General features: G+C 48.2%; 28 protein-coding genes. 13 read left to right on the plus strand and 15 right to left on the minus strand.

Annotated features, from left to right (window positions below; translation table 11 throughout):
• Window positions 1-7 precede the first annotated feature (7 nt).
• On the plus strand, window positions 8-1717 hold the full coding sequence (locus F569_RS0114365; RefSeq protein ID WP_026942771.1) for a hypothetical protein: 1710 nt from the start codon (window positions 8-10) through the stop codon (window positions 1715-1717).
• 20 nt (window positions 1718-1737) lie between these two features.
• On the plus strand, window positions 1738-2067 hold the full coding sequence (locus tag F569_RS0114370) for a hypothetical protein (RefSeq protein WP_026942772.1): 330 nt from the start codon (window positions 1738-1740) through the stop codon (window positions 2065-2067).
• Window positions 2068-2145: 78 nt separating this feature from the next.
• On the opposite strand, the gene F569_RS19170 is transcribed toward F569_RS0114370, so the two are convergent.
• The gene (locus F569_RS19170; protein WP_051279928.1) at window positions 2146-2718 is read right to left on the minus strand and encodes a hypothetical protein; all 573 of its coding nucleotides are present in this window, start codon (window positions 2716-2718) and stop codon (window positions 2146-2148) included.
• 99 nt (window positions 2719-2817) lie between these two features.
• On the opposite strand from F569_RS19170, the gene F569_RS0114380 reads away from it, so the two are divergent.
• Window positions 2818-3957, plus strand: coding sequence for a tetratricopeptide repeat protein (locus F569_RS0114380; RefSeq protein WP_084169045.1), 1140 nt, complete (start codon window positions 2818-2820; stop codon window positions 3955-3957).
• 26 nt (window positions 3958-3983) lie between these two features.
• On the opposite strand, the gene F569_RS0114385 is transcribed toward F569_RS0114380, so the two are convergent.
• Window positions 3984-4253, minus strand: a complete 270-nt coding sequence (locus F569_RS0114385) for a DUF2312 domain-containing protein (protein WP_026942774.1) — start codon at window positions 4251-4253, stop codon at window positions 3984-3986.
• 124 nt (window positions 4254-4377) lie between these two features.
• Here F569_RS0114385 and F569_RS0114390 point away from each other — a divergent pair, with 124 nt between their 5' ends.
• The 4 genes from F569_RS0114390 to F569_RS0114405 all read left to right on the plus strand — a co-directional run bounded on the left by F569_RS0114390 (window position 4378) and on the right by F569_RS0114405 (window position 6832).
• Window positions 4378-5400, plus strand: coding sequence for an isoaspartyl peptidase/L-asparaginase family protein (locus tag F569_RS0114390; protein WP_026942775.1), 1023 nt, complete (start codon window positions 4378-4380; stop codon window positions 5398-5400).
• A 98-nt stretch (window positions 5401-5498) separates the two neighbouring features.
• A complete protein-coding gene (locus tag F569_RS0114395) occupies window positions 5499-5705 on the plus strand; it encodes an HIG1 domain-containing protein (protein WP_026942776.1) in 207 nt (68 codons plus the stop codon).
• 8 nt (window positions 5706-5713) lie between these two features.
• Window positions 5714-6289: a cob(I)yrinic acid a,c-diamide adenosyltransferase gene (locus F569_RS0114400; RefSeq protein ID WP_026942777.1), complete on the plus strand. Its 576-nt coding sequence runs from the start codon at window positions 5714-5716 to the stop codon at window positions 6287-6289.
• Between the two features lie 162 nt (window positions 6290-6451).
• Window positions 6452-6832: a DNA-binding transcriptional response regulator gene (locus tag F569_RS0114405; protein ID WP_026942778.1), complete on the plus strand. Its 381-nt coding sequence runs from the start codon at window positions 6452-6454 to the stop codon at window positions 6830-6832.
• On the opposite strand, the gene F569_RS0114410 is transcribed toward F569_RS0114405, so the two are convergent.
• Window positions 6829-7131, minus strand: a complete 303-nt coding sequence (locus F569_RS0114410) for a hypothetical protein (protein ID WP_026942779.1) — start codon at window positions 7129-7131, stop codon at window positions 6829-6831. The genes F569_RS0114405 and F569_RS0114410 overlap by 4 nt on opposite strands.
• An 88-nt stretch (window positions 7132-7219) precedes the next feature.
• Window positions 7220-7756, minus strand: a complete 537-nt coding sequence (locus F569_RS0114415) for a hypothetical protein (protein ID WP_026942780.1) — start codon at window positions 7754-7756, stop codon at window positions 7220-7222.
• 115 nt (window positions 7757-7871) lie between these two features.
• On the opposite strand from F569_RS0114415, the gene F569_RS0114420 reads away from it, so the two are divergent.
• Window positions 7872-9020 carry a DNA recombination protein RmuC gene (locus tag F569_RS0114420; protein WP_026942781.1) on the plus strand — a complete coding sequence of 383 codons (1149 nt, stop codon included), beginning with the start codon at window positions 7872-7874 and terminating at the stop codon, window positions 9018-9020.
• Between the two features lie 3 nt (window positions 9021-9023).
• On the opposite strand, the gene recR is transcribed toward F569_RS0114420, so the two are convergent.
• Complete coding sequence (recR, locus tag F569_RS0114425) at window positions 9024-9626, minus strand: recombination mediator RecR (RefSeq protein WP_026942782.1); 603 nt, start codon at window positions 9624-9626, stop codon at window positions 9024-9026.
• Between the two features lie 142 nt (window positions 9627-9768).
• Between recR and F569_RS0114430 the strand changes: the two genes are divergently transcribed.
• Window positions 9769-10236 carry a PepSY domain-containing protein gene (locus F569_RS0114430; protein WP_026942783.1) on the plus strand — a complete coding sequence of 156 codons (468 nt, stop codon included), beginning with the start codon at window positions 9769-9771 and terminating at the stop codon, window positions 10234-10236.
• Between the two features lie 46 nt (window positions 10237-10282).
• Here the strand turns inward: F569_RS0114430 and ggt are convergent, their stop codons facing one another.
• The 3 genes from ggt to F569_RS18335 are packed head-to-tail and all read right to left on the minus strand — an operon-like array spanning window position 10283 to window position 14483.
• The gene (gene ggt / locus F569_RS0114435; protein WP_034389109.1) at window positions 10283-12019 is read right to left on the minus strand and encodes a gamma-glutamyltransferase; all 1737 of its coding nucleotides are present in this window, start codon (window positions 12017-12019) and stop codon (window positions 10283-10285) included.
• A gap of 8 nt (window positions 12020-12027) precedes the next feature.
• The gene (locus F569_RS18330) at window positions 12028-12906 is read right to left on the minus strand and encodes a TIM barrel protein (protein WP_084169046.1); all 879 of its coding nucleotides are present in this window, start codon (window positions 12904-12906) and stop codon (window positions 12028-12030) included.
• On the minus strand, window positions 12903-14483 hold the full coding sequence (locus F569_RS18335; RefSeq protein WP_051279930.1) for an AMP-binding protein: 1581 nt from the start codon (window positions 14481-14483) through the stop codon (window positions 12903-12905). Before F569_RS18335 ends, F569_RS18330 begins: the two co-directional genes overlap by 4 nt.
• Before the next feature lie 209 nt (window positions 14484-14692).
• On the opposite strand from F569_RS18335, the gene F569_RS0114450 reads away from it, so the two are divergent.
• Entirely contained in the window at window positions 14693-15070 is a 378-nt protein-coding gene (locus tag F569_RS0114450; protein WP_026942785.1) for a hypothetical protein, read from the plus strand.
• A gap of 36 nt (window positions 15071-15106) precedes the next feature.
• On the opposite strand, the gene F569_RS0114455 is transcribed toward F569_RS0114450, so the two are convergent.
• The 4 genes from F569_RS0114455 to F569_RS0114475 all read right to left on the minus strand — a co-directional run bounded on the left by F569_RS0114455 (window position 15107) and on the right by F569_RS0114475 (window position 19740).
• Window positions 15107-15439 (minus strand): YbaB/EbfC family nucleoid-associated protein, encoded by a 333-nt coding sequence (locus F569_RS0114455; protein ID WP_026942786.1) that lies wholly within the window; start codon window positions 15437-15439, stop codon window positions 15107-15109.
• A gap of 9 nt (window positions 15440-15448) precedes the next feature.
• A complete protein-coding gene (locus F569_RS0114460; protein WP_026942787.1) occupies window positions 15449-17188 on the minus strand; it encodes a DNA polymerase III subunit gamma/tau in 1740 nt (579 codons plus the stop codon).
• A 64-nt stretch (window positions 17189-17252) separates the two neighbouring features.
• Complete coding sequence (locus tag F569_RS18340; protein ID WP_162143790.1) at window positions 17253-18983, minus strand: alkaline phosphatase D family protein; 1731 nt, start codon at window positions 18981-18983, stop codon at window positions 17253-17255.
• A gap of 400 nt (window positions 18984-19383) precedes the next feature.
• Window positions 19384-19740 carry a response regulator gene (locus F569_RS0114475; RefSeq protein ID WP_026942788.1) on the minus strand — a complete coding sequence of 119 codons (357 nt, stop codon included), beginning with the start codon at window positions 19738-19740 and terminating at the stop codon, window positions 19384-19386.
• 344 nt (window positions 19741-20084) lie between these two features.
• Between F569_RS0114475 and F569_RS0114480 the strand changes: the two genes are divergently transcribed.
• Window positions 20085-20516, plus strand: coding sequence for a MarR family winged helix-turn-helix transcriptional regulator (locus tag F569_RS0114480; RefSeq protein WP_026942789.1), 432 nt, complete (start codon window positions 20085-20087; stop codon window positions 20514-20516).
• 102 nt (window positions 20517-20618) lie between these two features.
• On the opposite strand, the gene argF is transcribed toward F569_RS0114480, so the two are convergent.
• From argF to F569_RS0114495, 3 genes are all read right to left on the minus strand, one after another.
• Window positions 20619-21542 carry an ornithine carbamoyltransferase gene (gene argF / locus F569_RS0114485; protein ID WP_026942790.1) on the minus strand — a complete coding sequence of 308 codons (924 nt, stop codon included), beginning with the start codon at window positions 21540-21542 and terminating at the stop codon, window positions 20619-20621.
• Between the two features lie 225 nt (window positions 21543-21767).
• Entirely contained in the window at window positions 21768-22970 is a 1203-nt protein-coding gene (locus F569_RS0114490) for an aspartate aminotransferase family protein (protein WP_026942791.1), read from the minus strand.
• Window positions 22971-22992: 22 nt separating this feature from the next.
• Window positions 22993-23808, minus strand: a complete 816-nt coding sequence (locus tag F569_RS0114495) for an ABC transporter permease (RefSeq protein WP_026942792.1) — start codon at window positions 23806-23808, stop codon at window positions 22993-22995.
• A gap of 313 nt (window positions 23809-24121) precedes the next feature.
• On the opposite strand from F569_RS0114495, the gene F569_RS18345 reads away from it, so the two are divergent.
• A complete protein-coding gene (locus F569_RS18345; RefSeq protein ID WP_034389112.1) occupies window positions 24122-24640 on the plus strand; it encodes a GcrA family cell cycle regulator in 519 nt (172 codons plus the stop codon).
• Window positions 24641-24706: 66 nt separating this feature from the next.
• A complete protein-coding gene (locus F569_RS0114505; RefSeq protein ID WP_034389114.1) occupies window positions 24707-25519 on the plus strand; it encodes an HpcH/HpaI aldolase/citrate lyase family protein in 813 nt (270 codons plus the stop codon).
• Window position 25520 lies beyond the last annotated feature (1 nt).

Below are 25520 nucleotides of genomic sequence, written 5' to 3' on the forward strand. Positions count from 1 at the left end.
GAAAACCATGAAAAATGCACTTAAACTTACTCTGCTTGGGGCTAGCGCTTTAGCGATTTCGGTTCCGGTGACCGCGAACCATAATCATGGTCTGCGCGGGATGTTCAAAGCCCCGCAAGCCCATCAGACTCAATATGTGGCCCCGCAAAGCTGGCAAGAAAAACAGCTACACGCCCAACTCGCGCAGATGGGACCCGGCACTTACACTGTGACAGATACAATCTATCCCGGCTCTCATGACGGGCCACATCAACACCGCACACCAGAATATGTGCGCACGCAACATGTTGGATATTCCGTAGCCGAAAACGGTCACATACAAACGCAGCAAGGCCTTAGACTTCGCGGCTTTGCAAGCCCTAATGCCGTTCATTATGATCCTGCCGCGCGCAAAGCCTTCCTGGCCAATCGCAGCCATAATGTTGGCGGCATTACAGTCCGTACGAATGCACATCACTCACGCGATATGCTAGATTGGCAAGAAAACACCACAGGAAGAACTCTGACACTTCTGGCAAACCGCGCAAACGGCATGCTTAAAGATAATTCGATCTATCTAGGCGCAGGTTTCCAAGGCGGATTTAAATATCAGAAAACCTCCATGGACGGACAATTCCCGATCCTGTCGCGCTTTCCCTTCTTTAGTGATAGCGGCGATGATGAAGCCGGCGTTTTTGCCATTGATCATGCCGCCCTGTCTTTCACCTCAACATTTGGCGACTGGACAACCGTTTACCTACAGCCTGAATATAGCGAGACAGAATATGGCCGTGATCAGGATGAGTTCCAACTTCGCAAGGCTTTCGTTGTCTTTGGTAACCTAGAGAAGACGCCATTTTATGCTGCCTTTGGCCGCAAAACGATCGATTTTGGTAATTTTGACAGCTATAACGCCTTTACTCATAATGAAGGTGCCCATTATTTTTGGGCAGTTTCAGACCAACCTGTAGCGGAGGTCGGCTATTACAAAAATGGCTTAAAACTTACAGCGTCCGCCTTCTCTGCAGGACGACAGCTTCGTGTTGCGCTTGCGGGTGAAGACAATAATATCGGCAATTATGCCTTTAACGGTGAAAAAGAGTTTCTCTTGGGAGGCAGCAAAGCCTTCACATTAGGCGGTGGTTATTTGCACGATACAATTTACCGCGATAACTTTACAGCGCATACTTTCCAAGGCCGTCAAAACGGCACCGCACCAGCCAACTTTATTGAGTATGATCGCAATAGCGCGGTAAATGCCTTCGCCGAGTATAATAGTGATTTCTTTGACCTTATGGTGGAATATACAACGACGCTTAAGCCTTGGGCCGCAGCCATTCCGCAATTGCCAGACGGAACGCCCTTCCCGCAATATTTGAATAATCCTGCGGGCTCCACAACAGATCCTGACAATATCAATTTTGATGAAAAATTGAGCGTTCTCGTCGCGCAAGCTCGTGTTAAGCCGATGCTACCTAATGGTCGCCGCATGGCTATTTCCGCTGTCGGATCATGGGGCAATATCAGTGATGATTTTGGCAATCCCATCACAGGGACAACATTCGATAAAAATCAGCAACATGCCCTTTCGCTCGAATACCCTGTCAATGACTTCCTCGATTTCGGGGCGGAATATGTCTATAATAAAGGCTTCATACCTTTCGTTGCGCCGCAGCTCGTTTCCAATGCAGAGACCGAAGCTCACGCGATCAATGTCGGCTTTAAAGCCCGCTTCTAGGCCTGGAGGTAACGCGGACCATGAAGCTCTCTGATATCTTGGTGGTGACCCTATTTCTTGTTATGGGGTCACTCATCTTTGCGATGAAAAAAATGCAGGAAACTGAAGGTGCTGACTCAGAGATCCCTCCAACAATGAAAACGGCGCAAACTGAGGCAACGACTGTGAATGATGTGCCGCAATTACGACTCAAGTTGTCAAACCCTGAGACAGCCGGCAGCTATGGCCGCCTGTCATTGGACAATCTTGTAGAAGCGCCTGCTGCAAATATTCAGTCACAAAGCAAAGACGTTGTTATAAGACCCAGGATTGAAGAATCGAAGAGTGCGAGCACTTCGCCAAGACTTTAATATTTATTCTTAAAAGAGTGTACCGCCAAATTCCTATCAGCCTAAAACAAAATATGTCTCAGATATAATTATTTTGAGTCAGTCATTTTTGACGATGCGCAGGAAAGGCTTATGTCTTGGAGCTTTATATTCTGGTATAAAGGGCTGAGGCATTTCGGTCAAACTCTCAGGCGGCATATCATCCTCTAAGTTTCGAACCCGTGGCGTGAAACTCTTTTTCTTTTTAGGCTTGAAGCTTGACCCTCGTTTTTTGCCCGAGTGTTTCCATCGATCTGCTGTGCGTTCATAATCGCTATCAGGATCGTGATTATCAATAGGTTTTTTCTTGAGGTCTTTGACCTTTTTGTTCATTGCCGCGACGACTCGCTTTTGCGCAAAACTCAGAGCATCTCCAGGGCGGCCTTTTTCGCGATCGTGGAACGCGGACCCAAATTTATCAAGGCGCTCTACGACGCTCTCACCAAATTCATTTTCAAAATCTGTGATTTCGCCTTTTTCAGACAAGGTTTTATGAAGGCGCTCTAATTTACGCCGCGCATTTCGCGCTGCCCGTTCCCGGGTTTTACGTTCTTTCTCGCGCTGTTTTTCAACAGCAGAATCGCGAGCAGCTTGCTCCTCTTGCCATTGCTGTTTGTCATAATCACTCGGCATAACTTCTGCCTAACACATAAAGAACAAAAATGGAACGAAATATAAAGGGCCCGGCTGAAAAACTTATAAAACCTATCTGGCTCAAAAATTGCTTCGTAAATGACCACATCAATATTAATAGCGGAAACTACGCAGGTGTTTCGAAAACTACTTACATTTATACTGCTTACGCAATTATTTGTCGGTTATGGCATAGCGTTTTCACAAACTCAGACCCAATCTGAAACAGTCCCTATTGAGGAAACTCAGCAGCTTGCTCATGACCTTTTCGAACAAGGCAAAGCGGCTCATGACGGCATAAACAGGCCGCAAGACTTTGAGAAAGCCAGAGCACTTTACCTCAAAGCCGCAGATCTTGGGAGCACACCGGCCCTTCTCAATCTCGGGTATCTCTATTTTACAGGTCAAGGCGTTGACCCTGACTTTGTCAGAGCAAGGGAGTTTTATGAAGATGCAGCACAACGCGGCAGTGAGGATGCAAAAGAAAATATAAAAATGATGGATGTTCGCGGCTTGGGTATCTCACCCGTTAATAAAGTCGCCATAACAGACTCAAGGCAGCAGCTTCCTGAAACTGATATTTTATCAGAAGCCCACCCCCCCGTTCAGCAAGATATAATCACATCAGAGACAACTGCTCCGTTCATTACGCCTGACTTAGATACTCAAACTTCTGAAACCGAATCGAAATCAGGGTATAGTATAGACCGCTCCGGCAAATTGACGGTCATTCTGATTAGCTTAGCAGTACTCACGTTTTTGGGTCTCTTTATTGTCGCCATAAAGCGCTTCCGAGAACGTCGAATTAAAAACCGGTTCGTGCAGTATTTTTATGACGCAAAACGAAGTCAGCTCAGAAAAACTTATTTGCATAGACATAAAAACGGTCTTGTTGAGGCATCCTTTTATAGAGAATGGCACGCGACATTAACGGCTCTGATGGCGCGTTATGCTCGTGATTTTGATGAACCCGATGAAGAATTACAGGCCTTCTGTGAGGCTCTCAATAACAAGCTAAGCCTAGAATTGCGGCCCACCCAGCATTTAGCCTCTGAATATAGTGATAAACTAATGCAAGCTGCCTTCTCGGATATCAAAGCTGTCGATGCCTTCTACGCGGAGAATGTTTCAAAAAAGGCGGATACATCATCTTCGACGAAACAGCTATCTCAAGTTACGCCGGCTTTTCATGATAATGTCGTAAAAATATTTCAAAGAAAACTGCATAACGCGAAATGACTATGCTGCCTAATTTAGGGTAAACTTCAACCCTGATCTTCAACCACTTCCATATACATATCCAGCAGCGCTTCTTCCTCAGCACGCTCAGCGGCTTCTTTTTTGCGGGCGGAGATGACTTTGCGCATGATTTTCGTATCAAGGCCAAATGTCTTCACCTCAGCATAGACTTCGCGAATATCTGCGGCGAGTTCCGTCTTTTCAGCCTCGAGCCTTTCAATGCGGGCGACAAATTGCTTGAGTTTTTCGCGGGTCGCTTGGCCGAGTTGATCAGCGCGGTCAGAGTCAGAGAGCATGAGATAGTCCTTGGAATGTCAAATCTTAAAAACAGAATAAATTCCGAGAGATATTTAACCAGAGACGCGAAGCCATTTGTTGTGGATGGAATTCATGTTAATCAAATAAGATATGGAGACAGCTATGCGCAGAATCACCTTAATCGTAGTCATTTTAGCGCTTTATGGCACCGGTATGGCGGCAGAAGCACCCTCGCCCAGCTGCCCAAGCGGAAAAGACTATACCCTCGCTATACATGGCGGGGCGGGCGTTATTCTTAAAGAGAACATGACGGATAAGCGCGAGTCGGCTTACCGTAAATCTCTGTCCAAATCGCTAGGTCTCGGCGGGCAAATGCTAGAAGAAGGCTATAGCGCGTTAGATGCGGTGCAATTCGTGGTCATGGCCCTTGAAAATGATCCAAAATTCAACGCTGGCAAAGGCGCAGTGTTTTCTGCCGCCGGAAAAAATGAGCTCGACGCTGCGATCATGGATGGACGCGATAGAAATGCGGGAGCCGTGTCTAGCGTCACAACCATAAAGAACCCTATTGTGCTGGCGCGTGCCGTTATGGAAAACTCCCGCCATGTAATGTTCCAAGGACAAGGCGCGGAAGACTTTGCCAAAGAACATGGGATTGAACAGGTCGATCCCAAATATTTCTACACCAAACGGCGTTATGATCAGATGAAGAGAAAGGTGAAAGCAAACAAGGTCAAAAAGCATAGCTTTCTCGACACAGCTGAAACTAAATATGGCACGGTTGGCGCGGTTGCCAAAGACGGTTGCGGGAACCTCGCGGCAGCGACGTCAACAGGCGGATTAACAGGTAAAGAATTTGGGCGCGTCGGCGATACCCCGATTATTGGTGCGGGCACTTATGCCGATAATCGCTATTGCGCAGTTTCGGCGACCGGAACGGGAGAGTTTTTCATTCGCGCAGGTGTTGCGCGCGATATTTGCTCTCGCCGTGAATATTTGGGCGAGAGCATCGCGCAATCCTCAAATCACGTCATCCACAAAACCCTCACCGATATGAAAGGGGATGGCGGCGTGGTCGCGATTGACGAGCAAGGCAATTATAGCTTCGCCTTCAACACACCCGGCATGTATCGCGGCGCAAATAAGGGCGGCAAAACTCTCATCGAAATTTTTGACGCAAAATAGCCGCACTCATTTATCAGCGTTTTTATTGTGAGCACACGTATATATCTATGAAACTCAGGCCTTATGTTTTATGAAGGCCGTGATAAAGGAAATATATTATGATTATTCTCTGGATATTGACAGGTGCGGCTTTTGCTTTTGTCCTTCTTACACTCGTTTTAGGCGCAAAAAATATGGGCGGCAAAACAGAGGAAGCCCGGGAAGCCTCTAATATTTGGATGCGACGCCGCGTGATGGGGCAAGCCGTCGCCGTAGGGCTATTGTTGCTGACCGTTTACATTCAAACCAAAGGCCGCGGCGGATAGCCCTTCTTATGGTTAAACTCAATAAAATATATACGCGCACAGGTGATGACGGTACAACCGGACTAGTTGATGGTTCACGTCTCTCCAAAGATGATATCCGCGTCAGAGCTTATGGCGATGTTGACGAAACCAATAGCGTTATTGGACTCGTTCGGCTCACTCTCGAAAATCGCCGCTTGGATGATATGCTTTTGCGCATTCAAAATGATCTGTTCGATTTGGGGGCTGATCTAGCCACCCCTCTCCCTGCTAAGGGTGAGGCGGATAGTGAATATGCCCTGCGTATGGTGGAGTCACAATCAACTCGGCTAGAAGAGGAACTTGATGCCCTCAATGCGGATTTGCAGCCGCTAACCAGTTTTGTCCTGCCGGGAGGGTCGCCCCCAGCCGCCTATCTACATCAAGCCAGAACCGTCTGCCGCCGTGCTGAACGCGTCTGCGTTGCCCTCGCGGAAGCACATCCTGTCAATCCAGCCGCCCTTACTTATTTGAACCGCTTGTCAGACTTTCTTTTTGTCGCCGCAAGGTGGTGCAATGACCAAGGACAAACAGATGTCAAATGGGTCCCCGGCGCAAATAGATAAAATATCAAAGGTTTATTAACTAAACTGGTAAGTTTCTCAGCAATCAAACGTCGCGTAGTAAGTTTTTAATACATTTCCCGCAAAAGGGTGACAAGGCGCGGGCATCGAATACAATTTATAGCTCTTTCAGGAGAGCTATTCGTATTTTTAGAGTGTATAGCCATGCCCAAAATACTTCTTATTGATGACGATGCTGATGAAAAAATCTTCATTTCACTCCAATTGAAAAACTTAGGATGCAGTGACGTGATCATTGATCATGTTTTTACATGCAGTGAGGGCATGATGAAGCTTACGCAGTTCAAATATGATCTAGTTTTACTGGATAATGTCCTTGCAGATAGTGTCTCGGCGGAATTTTCGGTTCCTTTTCTGAAGGATCACTTAAAACAAACGCCTATCGCTGTAATATCAAATAATATTGCAGCCCCCTATCTGTCCAATCCAGTAGGCCTGGGGGTCGATTTCATCATCGACAAAAATAAACTGGATAAGTTTTTAGGACTGATTGTGCCAGCTTTAAAGTCTCGGCGGGTCGATTAATAATTTACAGATTCCAAAGCGATGTCTCCGCTTTGTCTATACTTTGCATAAAGACGCCATCCATAATGTGCCGCACGCGGGCCAACAGCCAGACGGCGTAGCATTGTGGCAAAAGCTCTTTCTTCGGGCGTTAGCAAATTAGCGAACCCGTTCTCTTCCGCCATGGATTTCACAATATAATCTGCTGCGATGTCGCCCAGAGCGTGATCCCGCATAGGCTGTGCTTTTATCGCTTCGATAATTTTAGTAATGGCAGGAAAAGCTGTGCCTTGAGGCCTATCTAAAATAGCAGATGTCATAGTGTTATCCCTTACTCGGCAACACTTAACAAAAACGCGCCTGAATAAAAGATGAATGGGTGTTCATAGTGGTTTTAATAGAGAAAATTTATTGTATGCGCCGTACTCGAACTTGAGGCCCCTTGCCATTTACACGCGCCTTAAAACTGCCAAGTGCTGCATTTTTTATGACGAGTATATCAGGTGTTTCTTGGCCCAAATGACGAACTTTTGCCGGTTGTGTTTGATCCCAAATCTGCCCGTTTTCGAGATAAAACCGCAAATACCCTTTTCGTATCGTTGACGTGCGCTTTATGGCCAATGACCTAGTTTTTAGCGGCTTGGCGCTTTTTTCGGTATCAGTTGAGCTAAATAATTTGAGTTTTGGTAAACTAGGTAAGTTAAATCCGTAACTCTCTTTCTCAATCTCTTCAGCAGCTTGCTTATCAATAGTAATAAAATCACCGGATGTCTCTGCAACGCGTAACTTTGAAGTTTCTGCTAAAAAACAATTGAGTTGAGCGTCCTTATCCAAAATCGTTTCACAGGCATATAAGCCCGATAGCGAATTCACAGGTTTTGCAGACGCTGTTAAATTAACAAATAAAGCCCCCAATAGACATAGGAATATCATCTTTTTATGCATTTTCTTACACCTCTATTCTGGTCAAAGCTGTGTGGTTCGTGGCCATAAATAACATCTGACAATAAGCCTTCAAAGTTCCTTTTCAAGTCACCTGAATCGCGCTACGAGAACAAATATGGAACCTTTGATAAGTTATTCCGGATTAGAGCTCAGTCTTGTTGAGATTATTCTTGGCATGGCGCTATTACTGCTGGGTGCGCTCATCACTTTAATTTTCGCGCGGCCTGGAAAAGGTAATGCCCAAGAGGCCGAGCGGGCGGCCAACCTTGAGACTCACCTGACAGCCATGACGCAGCGCCAAACAGAATTACAGGGCCGTCTTGCGCAAATGGCAGAAGATAGCGCGACACGGGAAACGCAGTTGCGCGAAAGTATGGATACACGCCTTAACAAAGTCTCCGAACGTGTCGGGCAATCTATTGAAGCCACACAGGAACGTAATTCAACCAATCTTAAACAGCTTCATGAGCGGCTCGCCTTAATTGACCGCGCCCAGAAAAACATCGAAACTTTGTCAGGCGAAGTATCGGGGCTACAAAACCTGCTGTCCAACAAACAATCGCGCGGCGCATTTGGCGAAAAACAAATGCAAGATCTAATCGCCAATTATCTGCCGAAAAATGCCTATTCCTTTCAACACACACTTTCCAATGGCAAACGCGTTGATGCGCTTATTCATCTGCCCGGGGATCAAGGTGACGTGGCCATTGACAGTAAATTTCCAATGGAGGCTTGGCGCAGACTAACCGAAGCCGATAACACGCCCGCCGAGGCGCTAGCTGCGAAAGACTTTGCACGCGATGTGCTCGTCCATATCAAAGCCGTTGCTGAGAAATATCTGATCTTTGGGGAGACCCATGATGTCGCTATGCTATTTTTACCTAGCGAAGCCATTTACGCAGAGCTTCATGCGAATTTCCCGCAAGTTATTGAGAAAGGCTTTAGCCAGAAAGTGATGATCGTCTCACCCACCACATTTATGGCTACGCTTCATACCATGCGGGCCGTTATGAAAGATGCCGCTATGCGGGAACAGGCCCATATCATACAACGCGAAGTCGGCGCGATGGCCAAAGATGTCTCTTTGTTGGATGATCGTGTGGCCAAATTGCAAACACATTTTACCCAAACCGGTGAAGACATCCGGAAAATCCGAATTAGTACAGAGAAAATCACCAAGCGCGCGGATAAAATTGAGAGCCTTGATGTTCAGGACGAAAAACCTGCCTCCAACATCACCGAGTTTCGTAAACCCGCTTCTTGAGATCTAAAATGGGCGTCGACTTTTCATGGCGGCTGTTATGGTGCCGTCATCCAAATAATCCAGTTCTCCGCCGACGGGCACACCGTGCGCCAAGCGCGAAATGGTAACATCTGCTGTTTCCAAATGATCCGTGATGTAATGCGCCGTTGTCTGGCCATCGACAGTTGCGTTCATAGCCAGAATAACTTCTGTCACGACTTCAGATTTTGCGCGGTCAATCAAGCTTGCAATATTCAAATCTTCGGGCCGAATACCATCCAGCGCAGAGAGCGTTCCGCCTAAAATATGATATTGTCCGCGAAAAGCCCCTGCCCGCTCCATAGCCCATAAATCACCGACCTCTTGAACAACGCAAATTATTGTCTGGTCGCGCCCCCCCGCTCTGCAGATATGACAGGGGTTTTGCGCGTCCACGTTTCCGCAAATCTTGCAGGTTGATATCTTATCCGCAGCCTCAGCCATTGCGCTCGCCAAAGGCCGCATCAAGCCATCACGTTTTTTAATAAGGTCAAGCGCCGCCCGCCGTGCTGAACGCGGGCCTAAGCCGGGGAGCTTTGAGAGCAAACTGATAAGCCGCTCTATTTCCGGGCTGATATTGGATGACATGCAAAAAGCCTTTCGATTCGCATTAACCTAACCAAAGCTACGCCAAAACTTAAGGAAATTGTCACAGGACCTTCATCACTCTTTTAAGGGGTTGTCACGTTTAGACCGTAGAGGCACGCCGAAAGTCAAAGGAGATTTCAACATGTTTAAACAATGCCTTATAATCGTCTCTCTACTATGCCCACTTAATGCATTGGCGTTTGATAATATCGAAATCCAACGCGGTGAAGTGCCCACAGCAGCGCTTAAAACCGCGGAACATTATGCACCAGGTGTTGTTTTTACGCGCTATGCCTATGAAGATGAGAACGGCCAGCGCATCTATGAATTTGAAGCTCATGATATGGACGGGCGTCATATTGAAGTTGATGTTCTCGCAGATGGGACTTTACAAGAAATAGAAATGGAGAAAGAGTGGGATGAAGTTCCTATATATGTAGCCATGGAACTCACAATCGAACATCCAAATTTTTCACCTGAATTCATCGAAGCCTCTATCAGGCCAAATGGAGAAACCGTCTATGAATTTGAAGGTATAGAGGCTGGTTTGCCCACTGATTATGAGGTGCTAGATACGGGCCGAAGCGTAAAGATATTAGCGAAGAGCTAACATATGTCTTTGATATAAGTGGTGGTTGCCTAGTTTAGCGACAGTCCTAATACCCGGCCGTAGCTGAGTCGGGCCCGCGCGGGTCGGCAGATCCGACGACAATTCCTTGGCTTTGCCCTACTGAGTTCACACGCCCAAGAACAGTCTGTGCAAAGCCGCCTTTTTCATCCTTAGGCAAATTATGGCCCATTGCTTCAAGACGACGCAGTGTATCGTGCGAAATTCCGGGCTCCGCAATCACAATATCAGGAAGCCATTGATGATGAATACGCGGCTTGTTTACGGCCTCTGCCATATTCATATCCCACTCGATCACGTTCAAAACCATCTGCAGAACAGAGGTAATAATTGTGGAGCCGCCAGGGCTTCCCGTGACTAATACGACTTTACCCTCTTTTTTGACAATCACAGGCGTCATAGACGAAAGAGGCCTCTTGCGCGGCTCAATCTTATTGGCCTCTCCGCCAATCAAGCCATAACCATTGGGCGAGCCAGGCTTGGCCGAAAAATCATCCATTTCATTATTGAGCAGAAACCCCGCGCCATCGACGCTATATCCACTACCATAAGAAAAATTGAGCGTATAAGTGACAGACACGGCATTACCCATTTTGTCGATCACGGAATAATGTGTGGTGTTGACGCTTTCATAAGGGAGTTTCGCGCCGGGGCTTATCTCGCTGGATTTAGACGCAACAGTCACAGAGATCGACTCGCGTAGCGTGTCAGCATAGCTCTGCGCCGTCAAAGCCGCCACAGGTACGTCAACAAAATCAGGGTCGCCCAAATATTTAGACCGATCAGCATAGGCCCGCCGCATCACCTCAATCAGCTTGTGCAAATAGGCGGCGCTATTATGCCCGTCCCCTTTCAGATTATAACCGCTCAATATATTGAGCATCTGAACAATGTGAACACCGCCGGAGGATGGCGGGCTCATGGCGTATAATGTATGCCCTTTATAATTTCCTGATACCGCCTTGCGGGTCACGGTTTTATAATTGGCGAGATCTTGGAGAGTCATCACCCCGCGCCCCTCTTGCATTTCAGCGACGATCAGTTCTGCTGTTTTTCCCTCATAAAATTCTTTTGCTCCGGACTTCATGATGCGCCGTAGCGTTTTCGCCAAATCCTCTTGAACAAAACGCTCACCCGATTTGCGGCCTAGAAAATAATCGACCGAGCTTTCATCCACCGAGAGCTGCTCGCGGCTGGCTTCCAGCCCTTCCGCCATCGCGTAGCTGAGTGGGAAGCCTTTGGCAGCCAGCCTCACAGAAGGCCCCATAACTTCCCGGCGTGTCATTGTGCCGTATTTTTCTAGCGCCTCTAAGAGCCCCATGACGGTTCCCGGAACCCCGGCGGAGAGCCGGGAATATTGCGCTAGGCGGTTATCAACCTCACCGTCGCTCCCCAGATACATATCCCGCGTTGCGCCATCCGGTGCCATTTCGCGAAAATCAAGGGCGAGCACCTCACCCGTTTCCGCCAGATGCACCATCATGAAGCCGCCGCCGCCCAAATTCCCAGCTTGGGGGTGTGTTACCGCCAAGGCAAACCCTGTCGCCACAGCCGCGTCAATGGCGTTACCACCCCGCGCGAGAATATCCCGTCCAACCTCTGCCGCAATACGGTCTTGCGCTGAGACCATGCCATTCTCTGCCATGACGGGATGCTGAATCGCATCATAACTCATCAAAGCATTACTGCCTGCGGAGTCTTTGGCCGAGACAGAAGAAATGGCGGCCAGCGACAAAGCGCAGGATAAAAAGAGAGAGCGAAACATAAATATCCTTAGAGCGTTGTAGCCAACTTATAAATATCTTCACGGGCCCGAGCGTAATTATCATCTTTAGCCCAAAGCTCGAGACCGATGGGACGCGTGTAACCCGCCTCTCGGCAAGCGCGGATCACATTTTTATAATCAATCTCCCCTGTGCCGGGTTGATGACGGTCAGGACTATCGGCAAGCTGCATATAGCAAATCTGATCTTTACCTCGGCGAAGATTCCCAATCAGTTCTCCTTCATGACGCTGCATATGAAATAGATCCCAATTCATTTTAATATAAGGCGAGCCAATCTCTTCGCAGATACGCTGCGCCTCTTTATGGCCATTTATAAAATGACCAGGGTGATCATAAGGATTAAAAGGTTCAATCGCGGCATAGACGCTCGACGCTTCCCAGAGCTCAGCAGAAGCAGCAAAATGATCTTGATAGGATTTAAGCGCATCTCCAGTCGAAACATCCTCTACATCCTGATGCCCTGTAATCGTGACAATATCTGTGTCCAATATTTTCGCATTGTCTATGGCGCGTTTGATATTATCCAAAAACTCACCGTGCACATTGGGTTTGGCCAGTGCGGGAGCATCTCCAACAATTTGCGCCACCTTCACGCCCGCATCACCAGCAAGTTTTGCCAGATCTGACGCTTTGCGGTCCCAACTATCAATGAACCAAAACTCGACATGGGAAAAATGGTTTTTTGCCGCGAGGTCAAAGCGAGCCTCAAAAGGTACGTCCCGCCACCAACTTTCAATATTTACGGCAAAGCCTTCAAACGCTTTGCCGTATTGCTCCGGCGTAATGCTCTCCCCTGCATTTGGAGAAGCGCATGCCGTCAGCGCCGCGCCTGCAACGCCCGCGCTCATTACCTCCCGTCTATTCATGCGCTCAGAGCCTCTTTCGCCATGTTTGTGATGCTAACATAGTCGAGCTTGCCTGTGCCCAATACAGGCAGGCTCTCAACAGTAATGATTTTTTTGGGCACTGAAATTTCAGGCACGCCGTGAGTTTGCGCCCATGTCAAAAGCTCACGCCGTTTTGCGCCGTTTTGCTCCGTTAGCAAAACAATTTGCTCGCCCCTTTTCGGGTCAGGCACAATCGCGGCGGCATGCATTTTTTCGGGCCAAACGGCCGATGCGCAATTCTCGACCACCATGAGCGAGACCATCTCTCCGCCAATTTTGGCGAAGCGCTTAATACGTCCGCGAATAACGTAATGCCCATCATCATTGATAGAGACCACGTCACCTGTATCGTGCCAGCCATCCGCGAGCGGCACGATTTGCCCCGGATTATCGGGCGAAATATAGCCCTTCATAATATTGGGCCCGCGCACCCAAAGCTGGCCACCCTCATCCAAGCCCTCAACAGCTTCCAAACGCGCTTCGATACCGGGTAGCATTTTCCCAATCGTACCCGCCTGAATATCGCCGGGTTGATTAGCCGCCAAAACCGGCGCGCATTCGGTGACGCCGTAACCTTCGAGCACTTCCATATCAAAGCGCTGCTCAGCGGTTTTACGGGTTTCTTCGCGCACGCGTTCCGCGCCGCACACCGCGATACGTAGAGAGTTCAGCCCGCCCTCATTACTGGCCCGCATATATTGCTGAAGAAATGTATCCGTCGCAAAAATAACAGTCGCCCTTGTTTTGAAAATACGTTTGGCAATGGTCTTTGTCTGCAATGGCGACGGATGGAGAACGACTTTTCGTCCGCTAAAAATGGGCCAGAGCGTCCCCGCCGTCAGGCCATAACAATGAAAAGTCGGCAACGGGTTGAAAATAATATCATCTTCCTCAAGCTCAACATGTTGTTCAATCTGTTCGACATTGGCTAAGATATTAGAATGGGTTAGAACAACACCTTTAGGATTCCCCTCTGTGCCGGAAGTGAAGAGAATAACGCCCGTCTCGTCAGGCGCAGGCCGCGGCACAAAGAGTGACGGTAGGAGCGGGCCCAAAACCGCTTTGGCTTTTGCGGCAATACCAATCTCTTTTTGTAGATCTTCCAAATAAAGAATGGTCGCAAATTCAGAAAGCTGCTCCACCAGAGATTCAAGCCCTGCAATTTCAATAAATTTATGCGCCGTGACAATCGTATCAAAGGGCGCGGTATCGGCAGCGGCTATAAGGTTCTTCATTCCCGCCGTAAAATTCAGCATGGCCGGAACGCGACCCGCCGCATGAATAGAGAGAAAGGCAATAACCGCCCCTGCGCCTGTCGGCAGGAGAATACCCACATTCTCATCGCCGCGTGTTATTTTCTTGATCGGGACTGACAGCGCCAAGGAGGCCCTTAAAAAATCTTTATAGCGAAAGCTTCGCCCATCTCCATCAATGGCAACAACCTTATCCCCGCCATGGGTGTTTGCGGCATCTAAAAAGGCCGAAAAAAGCCCGCGCTGGGTCCGCTTATGTCCCATAGAGCTAAGCGGTTCCGCGTTTAAGATTTCAGTTCCCACAGAACATCCCCTATATATTTATGCCCATGAATGGGTTTCTTTTACAGACAATAGCTGAAAACGAAGATAGGTGCAAAGGGTGGAGTTTAGTGATCATAAATCATCATCACCTATAATTCATTTAAGTATAAACAATGAGTGTTCAGATTTTCATTTAGATATTAAAGGTATTCTTCCAAAAACAAAAAATGGGTAGGATAAGTATCCGCATGCGTATCTTATTGTTAAGCTTCGTTGTTATGTTTGTTCTGGCTTGCTCGCCGAGTAAGTCTGGCGCTACACAAGAAATCGCTAAGACCGAAACCAATATAACCGTCCTTATGCGAACTGAATTTATGGAAGCCTGCCAAGCAAAGCCCGAATATCTAAGAAAGAGAAGAAACGGCACTATAGAAAAACACTGTAAATGTATTTTCAAGGAAGCTATGAAAGGCCTCTCAGATGAGGAACGTATTGTCGCTGGATTTTATCTCTATGGAGAACAGCACGAGGGTTTTAAGAAACGTCTCCATAACCGCCCACCTGACTTAGACGCGATGGTGCCTGCAGTAAAAGCCATCGGCAGAGCCGCTAAAAAATGCCGATAAACTCATATTTTATGAGAGGCCTATTTAGCTCCAACACTAAAACGGCAAATTCATCCCGGGCGGGAGGGGTATATCCCCCATGGCGTCTTTCATAGTCTTCGCTTGCGCCTCATCTAATTTAACCTTCGCGTCTTGATAGGCGGCTACAATTAAATCTTCGGCCATTTCCATATCGTCTTGCTCAGCCGAGCCGAAGAGGGATGGGTCGATTTTTAGGGACTTCATATTTCCGCCGCCTGCAAGCTCCACTGTGACAAGTCCGCCACCGGAGCGGCCTTCGACGATGATATCAGCGACCTGCGCTTGCGCGGCAGCCATATTCTTTTGCATCTCTTTTGCCTGCTTCATCAGGCCCATTAAATCTTTCATGGCATTTACCTATTCTTCGGGGTTTCCGAAATTTCCATCAATAATGTTGCTTGGAACAGATGTAGGCTCTGTCTCTCGAATTTCAATGAGACGCGCATTTGCTAGCAGCGGATGATTAAAGGCAGGATGAGCGCGATCTTTGGCGTCTTGTGCGGCTTTGGCGTCTTTCTTTATCTCATTAAGCGTCGCGCCGCCGCCGGTGGTTTCGGGTGAGACAATCCAAAGCTCTCCTGTGAGCTCTTTAATCGCGGAGACAATTTTTCCTGTAAGCGACACAGGCGCACCGTCCGCCGGCTGAAAACTAATTGACCCCTGTTTAAAACGGATGGGACGCACATAGCGTTTAATATCAGACTTAAGCGCAATCTGTGATTTGGGAAGGGCTTCTATCAAATCCTCAAGAGAGCTGAGCATCACCGTTGATTTTGGCGTTGGCGCGGCTTGCGGAGCCGTAACGGGCACGGGAGCAGATGACACCCCGCCGCCACCTGATGATGCCACCATAGCTGTTGAAGGCGGTGTGGGGGACGCAGGCGTTGGGGCAGAGGACGACACAATAGGCGGCGTGATGCCCCCTGCTTTCATCTGCTCTATAATTTGCGCGGCCAATTCAGGCGGAGGCATTTGTCCCGCAACCGATAATTTCAGCAAGGCCATTTCCGCAGCAGCCAAAGGTGCAGGAGCCATACGCACTTCATTATGGGCCTTAAGCAACATCTGCCAAATCCGCGTTAATTGCCCCAATGACAACTTTTCCGCCAAATCCTGCAAGCGCGCAATTTGGTCAGGCGCGGCATCAAAAGCTGCATCCGGGCCAAGCGTTTTCGCGCGGCTGACTTCGTGGCAAATATCGAGCATATCACGCATAACAATATCGGGCGCAGCGCCGTCGTCATATTGACTGCGCATTTCCGTCAAAGCGCCTTTGCCGTCACCCGTCGCGGCGAGCGTAAAGAGATCGAGAATACGCACGCGATCAGCCAGGCCCAGCATGGTGCGAACTTGGTCACCCGTCACCTCGCCGCCATCCAAACCAGATTGTACAATGGCTTGGTCTAAGAGTGAGAGGCTGTCGCGCACTGAGCCTTCCGCCGCGCGGGAAATAAGGGCCAATCCTTCATCAGAGACTTTTGCACCTTCTTTATCGCATATCTTAGACAGATGCGCGTGCAAGGCATCCGCCTCAACGCGGCGCAAATCAAACCGCTGACAGCGCGAGAGCACCGTAATCGGGACTTTACGAATTTCGGTTGTCGCAAAAATAAACTTCGCATGGTCTGGCGGCTCTTCGAGCGTTTTCAGCAGCGCGTTAAACGCCCCCGCCGAAAGCATATGCACCTCGTCAATAATATAGACTTTATAACGGGCCGTGGCAGGGGCATAGCGCACCCCGTCCAGCATCTCTCGCATATTTTCAACGCCCGTGCGCGAGGCTGCGTCCATTTCCAAAACGTCCATATGCGATGAGCTCATAATCAGCTCGCAATGTTTACCGGGCGTGCCTAGCTCAACCGACGGGCCCGCCACAGTATCGCTTTGATAATTAAGCGCTCTCGCCAGCAACCGCGCCGTTGTTGTTTTGCCGATACCGCGCACACCCGTCAGCATAAAGGCATGGGCTACGCGCCCCGCTTTGAATGCATTTTGCAGCGTCGTGACCATAGCCTCTTGGCCGATCATATCTTCAAAAGTTGTCGGGCGGTATTTACGCGCGAGAACTTGATATGTTTGGTTAGAGGTGTCGTTCATGTCGCTCTTATAGAGCTGATTCTGTTATTGGCAAAGCCATGAGCATAATTGCCCACATATAAGGCTAGCCCAATCCACTAAATAAAGCACGTTGTTTTAGGTTGAGGCCCTTAGGACTTCCCACCTTTATGCTGTCTTTATAGGGTTTGAGCGTGAACCGCGCGGCTTCGAACGCCTCATATTCCAACGACTTCACCGTCGAGACGCCCATCATGCGGATCGTCCCTCTGCGGCGGGTCAGTGAGAAATCGATATAGCCATTGTGAAGCGCATTATAATAACGCGCATCTTCGTTGCTTTGCGTCAATAGCAAAGAATAATCCGCTGTGCCATCGCCGAGATAAGCGGTCAGTGTTTTAGATGAGACCGAGGTCGTCACGCATTCGACACCAACTTGCTCGCCCGCTTCTGTGGTAAGTTCATTGAGCCAAAATTCATGCGCGTCCCCTGTGAGAACGACAATGTCTTGCACGCCAGCACCTATCAGCCGCTGATAAAAATTCTCACGAGCCACTGGATATCCGTCCCAACTGTCAGGATAGACGGGCAGATTATATTTGGACAAGGCCATGCTGTCGCGAACACCGGGCCAGTCTTTTTCAATTACTTGCATCGAGGCTTCATCGACATAGGGGGACATGTCCGTGGTCAGCAAGCGCCCCATAATAACTTGATTGGCCATAACGCGCCAAGCTGTGCCTTTGTCTTTGGACGCCTTGAGGGTTTTAACAATAAAATCACTTTGTACCTCGCCGAGCATTTCGCGGGACGGGTCACCCAAAATATCGGATTTAAAACTATCGGCGTTTCCAGCGGCTTTAATGTCAGGATAAAACTCTTCAATAATAAGCGGTTCTGCCCGCGCAGTCAGCCGCGTCTCGACAGTTACGAGGGTGAGCAGATCACCCCACTCATAGCTGCGGAAAATATCAGAGCGCACACGCCCGGCTCGCGGTTCGCGTATAGGCATCCATTCGTAATAGGCCCGCAACGCGGCTTGGCGGCGGGCCTCCCAAGGCCCTTCGCTATCATCGTGATTTTCCGCTCCACCCTTCCAGCTATCATTACTCGTCTCATGATCATCCCAAATCGCGATTAACGGCATTTTCGCTGTAACCCCTTGTAGGCTCGGGTCGCTACGATATTGCCCGTGGCGAAGGCGATAATCCTCGAGCGTGACAATTTCATTTTCAGGAACATGGCGGCGGCCAATGTCAATGTCTGATCCGCTGCTGTAAACATTTGCGCCATATTCATAATAGTAATCGCCCAAATGAATAAGAGCGTCGAAATGATCCTGACGCGCAATATGGTCATAAGCGTTGAAAAAGCCGTGTTCCCAATTCGCGCAAGAAACAACCGCGAAGCGCGCCGAGTCTACTGCATTTCGTGGCAAGGTTTTTGTTCGCCCGACAGGTGATATTTTATCAGCCAGACGGAACCGATAAAAATATGGCTCATCCCCTTCAAGGTTCGAGGCATCTACTTTGACGGTCCAATCACGGGCGGCGCTTGTTGTGACGGTTCCTGACGCCGCGAGCGAGGCAAAATCCGCGTCTTTATCCATCTCCCAGATAACCTCAACAGGGCCTGCCATAGGGTTATCAGGCGTGATACGTGTCCAAAGAATAACCGCGTCGGCTGTTGGGTCACCCGAAGCTATGCCGTGGGCGAAATTACCCGAGGCAGCCTCAGATGCGGCTGTAAAAGTCACTGAACTCGCAGGCGCACACGCTACAGCGCTCGTCGCTGTCAAAGCCCCTAATATACCCCTGCGCGAAATTTTCTTTGTCATAACTTTGCCCATAATCGGCAAAATCGAAACTGTATAGTCCTATATGAGGCTATAAGACATTTTCATGTTAAAGCTGAATGTTTTTGGAAGAGGCCATTTAAAGTCCTTATGGCATTATTGTAAAAAGTGAAGGCCAAAGCATAAGCTTCGGCCTTCGGGCTAATAAAACTCTCATTTCCACATTAACTCAGTTTTACATTTGACAACGAGACGCTCAAAAGTTTTGTTTTGTGCTTCAAGCCATTGGCGCATGATAACCATCAACAGCAATATATTGTCAAACTCAGTATCTTTTAAAAACACTGAGGCCGATTACGGATCGCAATAATCGAACTTAGGTCTACGAGCAGATAGATCAGGGTGAATTATCACGACTTATGATTTGGATTATAATTCTAATCTACAGCGCCTCCAAAAGGCCATGGGTGAGACGTTTACGCAGGTTAAATTTATCGATGAAATCATAAACATGCGCCATTTTCTGCTTTCTAATGTAAGTGGCATCAATCCTTGAGGACCTGATTATAACCGGAGCGTTCGATTTTTTGTCAAACCCCAGAGCCGCTAGGTTCCGGCCAAATGAAAGATCAAGCAGAACAAGATCAGGCTTTTTAGTTTGGATAAGATGTTTGCCTTTGGCTAAAGTCTTAGCATGGGTCAGAGTGTATTCACCGTCATAGCAGTCTTGTAGAACACGATTAGTCCATTGAAATTCCTCAACGCTTTGGTCAATCAGCAAGATATTGAGATGAGTCATGGATATCTCGTGTGGCTAGGAAACAAGTTTAAACCTGTATTGCCCACAAAAGGGTTGTTCCCGTTTTGGAGACGGTAAATATTTGTAAAATTATTCTTCAAGAAAGACATAATTCGCAAATCTCTATAGCCTAAAAATAGTAAATTTCCTCAAATTATACTGTTGTAACACTATATGTGGTATAACACTATATATATGTTGTGCAACACATATATTCATGCGAAATGACCCTTCAAAAAGTGGATTGATATTGTTATTTTCAGGGCTGATTTGAACGTTTTCCACGTCAAAACCACCTCCTAATTGAGGTCTCTACTCCAACATGAAGTTACGAAAGCAGATAGATGTCTTTTTCAGAAAATCCCCGTGAAAACATTGCCTATGAAGTTCGGGGCACATTCAGAGCGTTTGAAAATGCTCTTATAACAGCTCTTGCAAAAGCCGATATTTCTGTTGGTTTTTTTCATATTCTTCGTTTGTCTTGGCCCGAAGAAGGAAGAAAACAAAAAGAAGTGGCTGACCTTGCTTTCATGACACCGAGTGTCGCGTCCCAACAAATTAAGAAAATGTGTAAGGCAGGGTTATTATCACGTGAGAGTGCTCCTGATGATGATAGAAAAAAGATTGTAAAATTAACAAAGGAAGGCTTAGACAAAAAAAACAAATTGGTTTCCCCCATAATTCTTATTCCCGTTATTGCCTCCGAGGGTATTTCTGACGCGGACATGGAAACCGCGACTCGGGTTCTCCATAAGTTAAGATTAGGCTTAAAGTGAACCTTAACGCTCACGTATAATATCAAAATTTATAGCACAAACTGACGCGAAATTTACCAAGGTTGTGGTTGTAATGTGACTGAACCGTCCTCAATGGCGGATTTACGCCTCTAAACACCAACGAATAACCGCCTTTTGCGCGTGTAATCTATTCTCTGCCTCGTCGAAGACTGCGCTTTGCGGACCATCTATGACGCTAGGCGCAACCTCTTCGCCGCGATGAGCGGGGAGGCAATGGAGGAATATTGCATTTTTTGCTGCCGCGTTCATGAGCGCGTCATTGACTTGGTGGCTCATTAAGTCTGAGAGGCGTTTCTTGGCATCGGTGTCACCCATGGACACAAATGTATCTGCAATGACGACATCCGTATTTTCACACGCTTTAAGAGGGTCGGTTATGGTTTCAATAGTTGCGCCTTGGGCTCTTGCTGCTTCAAGGGTTTGGTCCGGCACGGTATACCCATCAGGGCAAGAGATGCGGAGCCTATAGTCAAATTTAGCGGCGGCATTTATAAAACTGACAGCCACATTATTGCCATCGCCCACCCATGTCAGAGTCATATCCTTTAAATGACCTCCGCGCTCTTCCAGAGTTTGTAAATCCGCCATAATTTGGCAAGGGTGATTATAATCCGTCAGCCCATTTATGACGGGCACATCGGAATTTTGGGCGAGAGTCGTAAGTGTTTCATGGCTATTAGCCCGTAACATAATACCATCAACAAAGCGGGACAGCACTTTAGCTGTGTCTTCAATCGTCTCGCCGCGCCCGATCTGCATATCATGACTTGTGGCTGTGATAGAACTGCCGCCTAATTGACGCATCGCCATGTCAAAGCTGAAACGTGTGCGCGTGCTGGATTTTTCAAAAATTAGGGCAAGGGTCTCGCCTTTAAACGGCGCATCCGGATCAAGACGGCCTTTGGCCAAGCCTTGCCGAGCCTTTTTTATTCGGTGGGCTTCATCAAGGATTGCGCGCAACTCGCTTGCATCGATATCCGCTAAAGACAGAAAGTGTTTTGGCATGGGTCCCTCACGCAAAAACAACAATTAGCGAAAAGAGCGGCGTGAGGAAAGCAGAATTTTTTGAGATGAAGTTATCCGATCATGTTAATAAAGACGATCGACCCCTTAGCCATTGTGGGGTAACCTTGAGATCGAACGCCTCGGGTGTTCGCTATCGAAAGAAGCTTAACCCTAAGTTAGATACGCGTGAGACGCGTTTGCGGTTCCGAACATATTAAAAATAATTTAAGTTTCGAAATCCTCGAGACTGTTGGCTTGCTGAAAACATGTGCGCAATATACCGACAGCTTCCCTGACGTGATCTTCTGTAATGATCAGCGGTGGTGCCAAACGCAAAACATTATCTCCAGCAGAACCGCCCAACAGTTTATGCTCAAGCATCATGGCTCGGATTTTAACGGCCGGTTTTTTGAGCTGCATACCGCAAAGCAGTCCTTTGCCGCGCAGCTCAGAGACGACATCCGGGAACTCATCTTTGAGGCTCTCAAATTGCTGCTTGAGGAAATTTGAGACGCGCTCAACCTGCTCCAAGAATTCAGGCTTGGAGATTTCGTCCCACACTGCATTCCCAACAGCGGCCGCTAAAGGATTACCGCCATAAGTGGAGCCATGCGTGCCGGGCACCATACCTGCTGCGGCTTCCTCAGTTGCGATACAGGCTCCAAGCGGAAATCCGCCGCCAACACCTTTCGCCACAGCCATAATATCAGGTTCAGCACCCTCCGCCCATTGATGGGCAAATAGCTTACCTGTCCGTCCCGCGCCGCATTGGACCTCGTCATAAATTAACAAAATGCCTTTTTCGTCACAAAGCTCACGCAGACCGCGCAAACACACTTCGGGGAGCGGGCGCAAACCGCCCTCGCCTTGGACGGGCTCAACCAAGATAGCCGCAGTTGTCTCTGATATCGCCTCTTTCAACGCATCATGGTCGCCAAAAGGCAAGTGAATGAAACCGGGCAATGCAGGGCCAAAGCCTTTAAGATATTTTGGATTACCGCCCGCATTGATTGTCGCAAATGTACGGCCATGAAATGCACCTTGAAAGGTGATGATGTCAAAACGTTCCGGCTGTCCGTTATCATAATGGAATTTACGTGCCGTCTTCATCGCGCATTCAATCGCCTCAGCGCCGGAATTGGTGAAGAAAACTTTCTCGGCAAAGGGCAAAGCGTCACAATATTTCTTAGCAAGCTTTTTAGCCTCGGTCAGCTGGAACATACCTGATAAATGCCAAACTTTATCCGCTTGCTCCATCAGAGCTGCCTTGGGGGCGGGATGGTTATGCCCTAAGCAATTGACAGAAATTCCCGCGATAAAATCAAGATATTTATCGCCATTTTCAGTGTAGAGATAAGCGCCTTCACCGCGCACAAAGTCCTGTGCTGGGGGCTTGTAAGTATTATAAAGATGATCGCCATCAGCCATATCAGATGTTTCCTTTCGGCTCCTAAGATTTAATTCGCCAACCTGACTTAATAACGTTCAGGACAAGCGTGAAGAGAATTATATTAATTACGCAGGTCACAATAACACCTGTCATAATCGGTCCGTCAGATGTGCCGAGAAAACCATATCTGAACCCGTCAATCAGATAGAAAAGCGGGTTAAATAAAATTAGTTTTTGAAAGCTCGCAGGCAGAACATCGATTGAATAAAATGTACCCGACAAAAATGAGAGCGGCAGGATAATGAATTGATTCACGACAGCGAGTTGATCAAATTTTTCAGCCCAAATGCCCGACAGCACGCCTATCATGCCCATCATAAAGGCAGCGGATATGCCAAAGAACAATACGGCCCAAAGCTTCATAGGAATCATGGGCGCAAAAAAGCTCAACGCGATTGAGGTGACAATAGCAACAAGAATACCCCGCGTCGCCGCACCGCCAATCCAGCCCAGCGCCAATTCGAAATAAGAGAGCGGCGGCATTAACACATCTGTTATGCTGCCCATCATCTTTCCGGTCATGATTGAGGACGAGCTATTGGCCGCCGCATTATTCAAAATACCGAGCATGACAAGGCCCGGCGCGAGGAAGGCCATAAAAGCTTGGGGGTCAGGGCGCAGCGCTGAAAAAGCGAGCACAAAAACGGTCATATAAAGCAGATTAGATATAACAGGCGCGAGCAAAGTCTGTGGGCCCACTTTAAGAAAGCGCTTAACTTCTTTCTTGTAAAGCGTGGCAAGTCCCATCCAATTCATGAGGCCAAACTCACGCTCATTCGGTGCTGCGGAAATTTCCAAGCTTTGCATATCGCTCATGACGAATTTTCCTACGAGTTATGATTATCTAAGGTGGGGCGTATCATGGCCCTTCTTGCAAGCCAAGCCTAAGGATTAGCGCTTTTGAGGTAATTTTTTGCGCAATGATTGCGCACTATATGTTGAATCCTGTGGATAGCTTAAAAGCTTATCTTGTGGTTTGTCATAAAATATTTACATTATGTTGTGTCAGGTCATGAGGGGGCTTAAAACCTGATACTATATATAGTGCGGCGCAAACCGCACATAGGTGAATATTTGTTGGGTGGGCCCTTAGGCCCGCTTTTGATTCCAAAGAAGGGGATTCCAAGACATGGCGTGGACTGAAGACCGGGTAGAAATACTTACAAAATTATGGGCAGAAGGCCTGTCAGCAAGTCAAATTGCAAAGCAGCTTGGCGGCGTGACGCGTAATGCCGTTATCGGTAAGGTTCATCGCTTGGGCCTATCAGGACGAGCCAAGCCATCCAACCCGTCTAAAAAGGCCGCGCGCAAGACAAGTACGACGCGGACACGTGTCACTCGAAAGCCGTCCGCACCGCGTAAGCCGAGCCCAGCTGTAGCCGCAACACCGCCGCCTCCACCGCCTATTGAGGCGAAGCCCATGGCGAATGGCAAATATGCAACAATCCTCACTATTCGGGATCATATGTGCAAATGGCCCATTGGCGACCCAAGCCAATCAGAATTCCGTTTCTGCGGACGTAAAACAGCCGATAAAGACGAGCCTTATTGCACAGCGCATAGCCGTGTGGCTTATCAACCTTCACGTCGCCGCGGCGGAGGTGTTCGCGCCTTAGGCCCAAATCCAACGCGCCGCCGCTTGAAATAAGCGTAAAAACTTCGGGTTTGACGTAAGTTAAATTGTCAAACCCGCATTCCTCTTTATGATGTGCCTATGACACATTATCGCTCTCTTCTCTTTGTCCCCGGCAATCGCGCGGACCGCTTTGAAAAAGCTTGTCAGGCCGGGGCTGACTTGGTTTGTATCGACCTTGAAGATGCCGTGGGCCCAGACGAGAAAGCGCAAGCTCGTAAAGACGTTTTGAAATGGCTCGCAGAGACGTCGCATCCACATGTCTCATTGCGTATAAATAGTCTGGATACGCCATATGGCATAGATGATATTGCTGCCCTACAATCTTGCGCACTGACACTGCCATACATCATGATACCGAAAGTGGCCTCTCGCGAGGCAATAGAAGATGTTGATAAAGCTCTGCCCGATAATTTAGGCACTTTTGTTGGGATTATAGAAAGCGCCGCTGGCCTTGTTCACTGCGAAGATATTTTTGCCCACTCCCGCGTGAGTATCGGCATGTATGGCTCCATTGATTATGCAGGTGATGTGGATTGTGACCAAGCCTGGGAGACTCATCTTTATGCTCGTTCGCGCCTTGTCGCGGCAGCAAGTGCTTTTGACGTGCAGCTTTTCGATGTGCCGCATATTCGCATTCGCGATTTGGACGATTGCGAAGCCACAACGCGCCAAGCCAAAGCACTAGGTATTCACGCGCGGGCAGCCATTCATCCCGCTCAAATTGATCGCATTCATGCCGCGCTGTCACCAAGCGAGGCCGAAATTGCCTATGCCGAAAAAGTTATTGCCGCCGATAAAGCTGCCGGCGGAAATGTCGTGCTGATGGACGGAAAATTTATTGAGGCCCCTGTGGTGAAAAAAGCAAAGCGGGTTTTGGCGTTTCGGCGGTAAG

The organism is Hellea balneolensis DSM 19091 (assembly GCF_000428525.1).
Taxonomy (GTDB): Bacteria; Pseudomonadota; Alphaproteobacteria; order Caulobacterales; family Maricaulaceae; genus Hellea; species Hellea balneolensis.

Bases quoted from the DNA above. Each gene is read 5' to 3' on its own strand.
- F569_RS0114490 (WP_026942791.1), bottom strand. From the start codon at position 22,970: ATGGCTGATGGCGATCATCTTTATAATACTTACAAGCCCCCAGCACAG.
- F569_RS0114365 (WP_026942771.1), top strand. From the start codon at position 8: ATGAAAAATGCACTTAAACTTACTCTGCTTGGGGCTAGCGCTTTAGCG.
- recR (WP_026942782.1), bottom strand. From the start codon at position 9,626: ATGTCATCCAATATCAGCCCGGAAATAGAGCGGCTTATCAGTTTGCTC.
- F569_RS0114405 (WP_026942778.1), top strand. From the start codon at position 6,452: ATGCCCAAAATACTTCTTATTGATGACGATGCTGATGAAAAAATCTTC.
- F569_RS0114390 (WP_026942775.1), top strand. From the start codon at position 4,378: ATGCGCAGAATCACCTTAATCGTAGTCATTTTAGCGCTTTATGGCACC.
- F569_RS0114395 (WP_026942776.1), top strand. From the start codon at position 5,499: ATGATTATTCTCTGGATATTGACAGGTGCGGCTTTTGCTTTTGTCCTT.
- F569_RS0114400 (WP_026942777.1), top strand. From the start codon at position 5,714: ATGGTTAAACTCAATAAAATATATACGCGCACAGGTGATGACGGTACA.
- F569_RS0114495 (WP_026942792.1), bottom strand. From the start codon at position 23,808: ATGAGCGATATGCAAAGCTTGGAAATTTCCGCAGCACCGAATGAGCGT.
- F569_RS18345 (WP_034389112.1), top strand. From the start codon at position 24,122: ATGGCGTGGACTGAAGACCGGGTAGAAATACTTACAAAATTATGGGCA.
- ggt (WP_034389109.1), bottom strand. From the start codon at position 12,019: ATGTTTCGCTCTCTCTTTTTATCCTGCGCTTTGTCGCTGGCCGCCATT.
- F569_RS0114385 (WP_026942774.1), bottom strand. From the start codon at position 4,253: ATGCTCTCTGACTCTGACCGCGCTGATCAACTCGGCCAAGCGACCCGC.
- argF (WP_026942790.1), bottom strand. From the start codon at position 21,542: ATGCCAAAACACTTTCTGTCTTTAGCGGATATCGATGCAAGCGAGTTG.
- F569_RS0114450 (WP_026942785.1), top strand. From the start codon at position 14,693: ATGCGTATCTTATTGTTAAGCTTCGTTGTTATGTTTGTTCTGGCTTGC.
- F569_RS0114415 (WP_026942780.1), bottom strand. From the start codon at position 7,756: ATGCATAAAAAGATGATATTCCTATGTCTATTGGGGGCTTTATTTGTT.
- F569_RS18330 (WP_084169046.1), bottom strand. From the start codon at position 12,906: ATGAATAGACGGGAGGTAATGAGCGCGGGCGTTGCAGGCGCGGCGCTG.
- F569_RS0114475 (WP_026942788.1), bottom strand. From the start codon at position 19,740: ATGACTCATCTCAATATCTTGCTGATTGACCAAAGCGTTGAGGAATTT.
- F569_RS18340 (WP_162143790.1), bottom strand. From the start codon at position 18,983: ATGACAAAGAAAATTTCGCGCAGGGGTATATTAGGGGCTTTGACAGCG.
- F569_RS19170 (WP_051279928.1), bottom strand. From the start codon at position 2,718: ATGCCGAGTGATTATGACAAACAGCAATGGCAAGAGGAGCAAGCTGCT.
- F569_RS0114460 (WP_026942787.1), bottom strand. From the start codon at position 17,188: ATGAACGACACCTCTAACCAAACATATCAAGTTCTCGCGCGTAAATAC.
- F569_RS0114505 (WP_034389114.1), top strand. From the start codon at position 24,707: ATGACACATTATCGCTCTCTTCTCTTTGTCCCCGGCAATCGCGCGGAC.
- F569_RS0114420 (WP_026942781.1), top strand. From the start codon at position 7,872: ATGGAACCTTTGATAAGTTATTCCGGATTAGAGCTCAGTCTTGTTGAG.
- F569_RS0114480 (WP_026942789.1), top strand. From the start codon at position 20,085: ATGTCTTTTTCAGAAAATCCCCGTGAAAACATTGCCTATGAAGTTCGG.
- F569_RS0114370 (WP_026942772.1), top strand. From the start codon at position 1,738: ATGAAGCTCTCTGATATCTTGGTGGTGACCCTATTTCTTGTTATGGGG.
- F569_RS0114380 (WP_084169045.1), top strand. From the start codon at position 2,818: ATGACCACATCAATATTAATAGCGGAAACTACGCAGGTGTTTCGAAAA.
- F569_RS0114455 (WP_026942786.1), bottom strand. From the start codon at position 15,439: ATGAAAGATTTAATGGGCCTGATGAAGCAGGCAAAAGAGATGCAAAAG.
- F569_RS0114430 (WP_026942783.1), top strand. From the start codon at position 9,769: ATGTTTAAACAATGCCTTATAATCGTCTCTCTACTATGCCCACTTAAT.
- F569_RS0114410 (WP_026942779.1), bottom strand. From the start codon at position 7,131: ATGACATCTGCTATTTTAGATAGGCCTCAAGGCACAGCTTTTCCTGCC.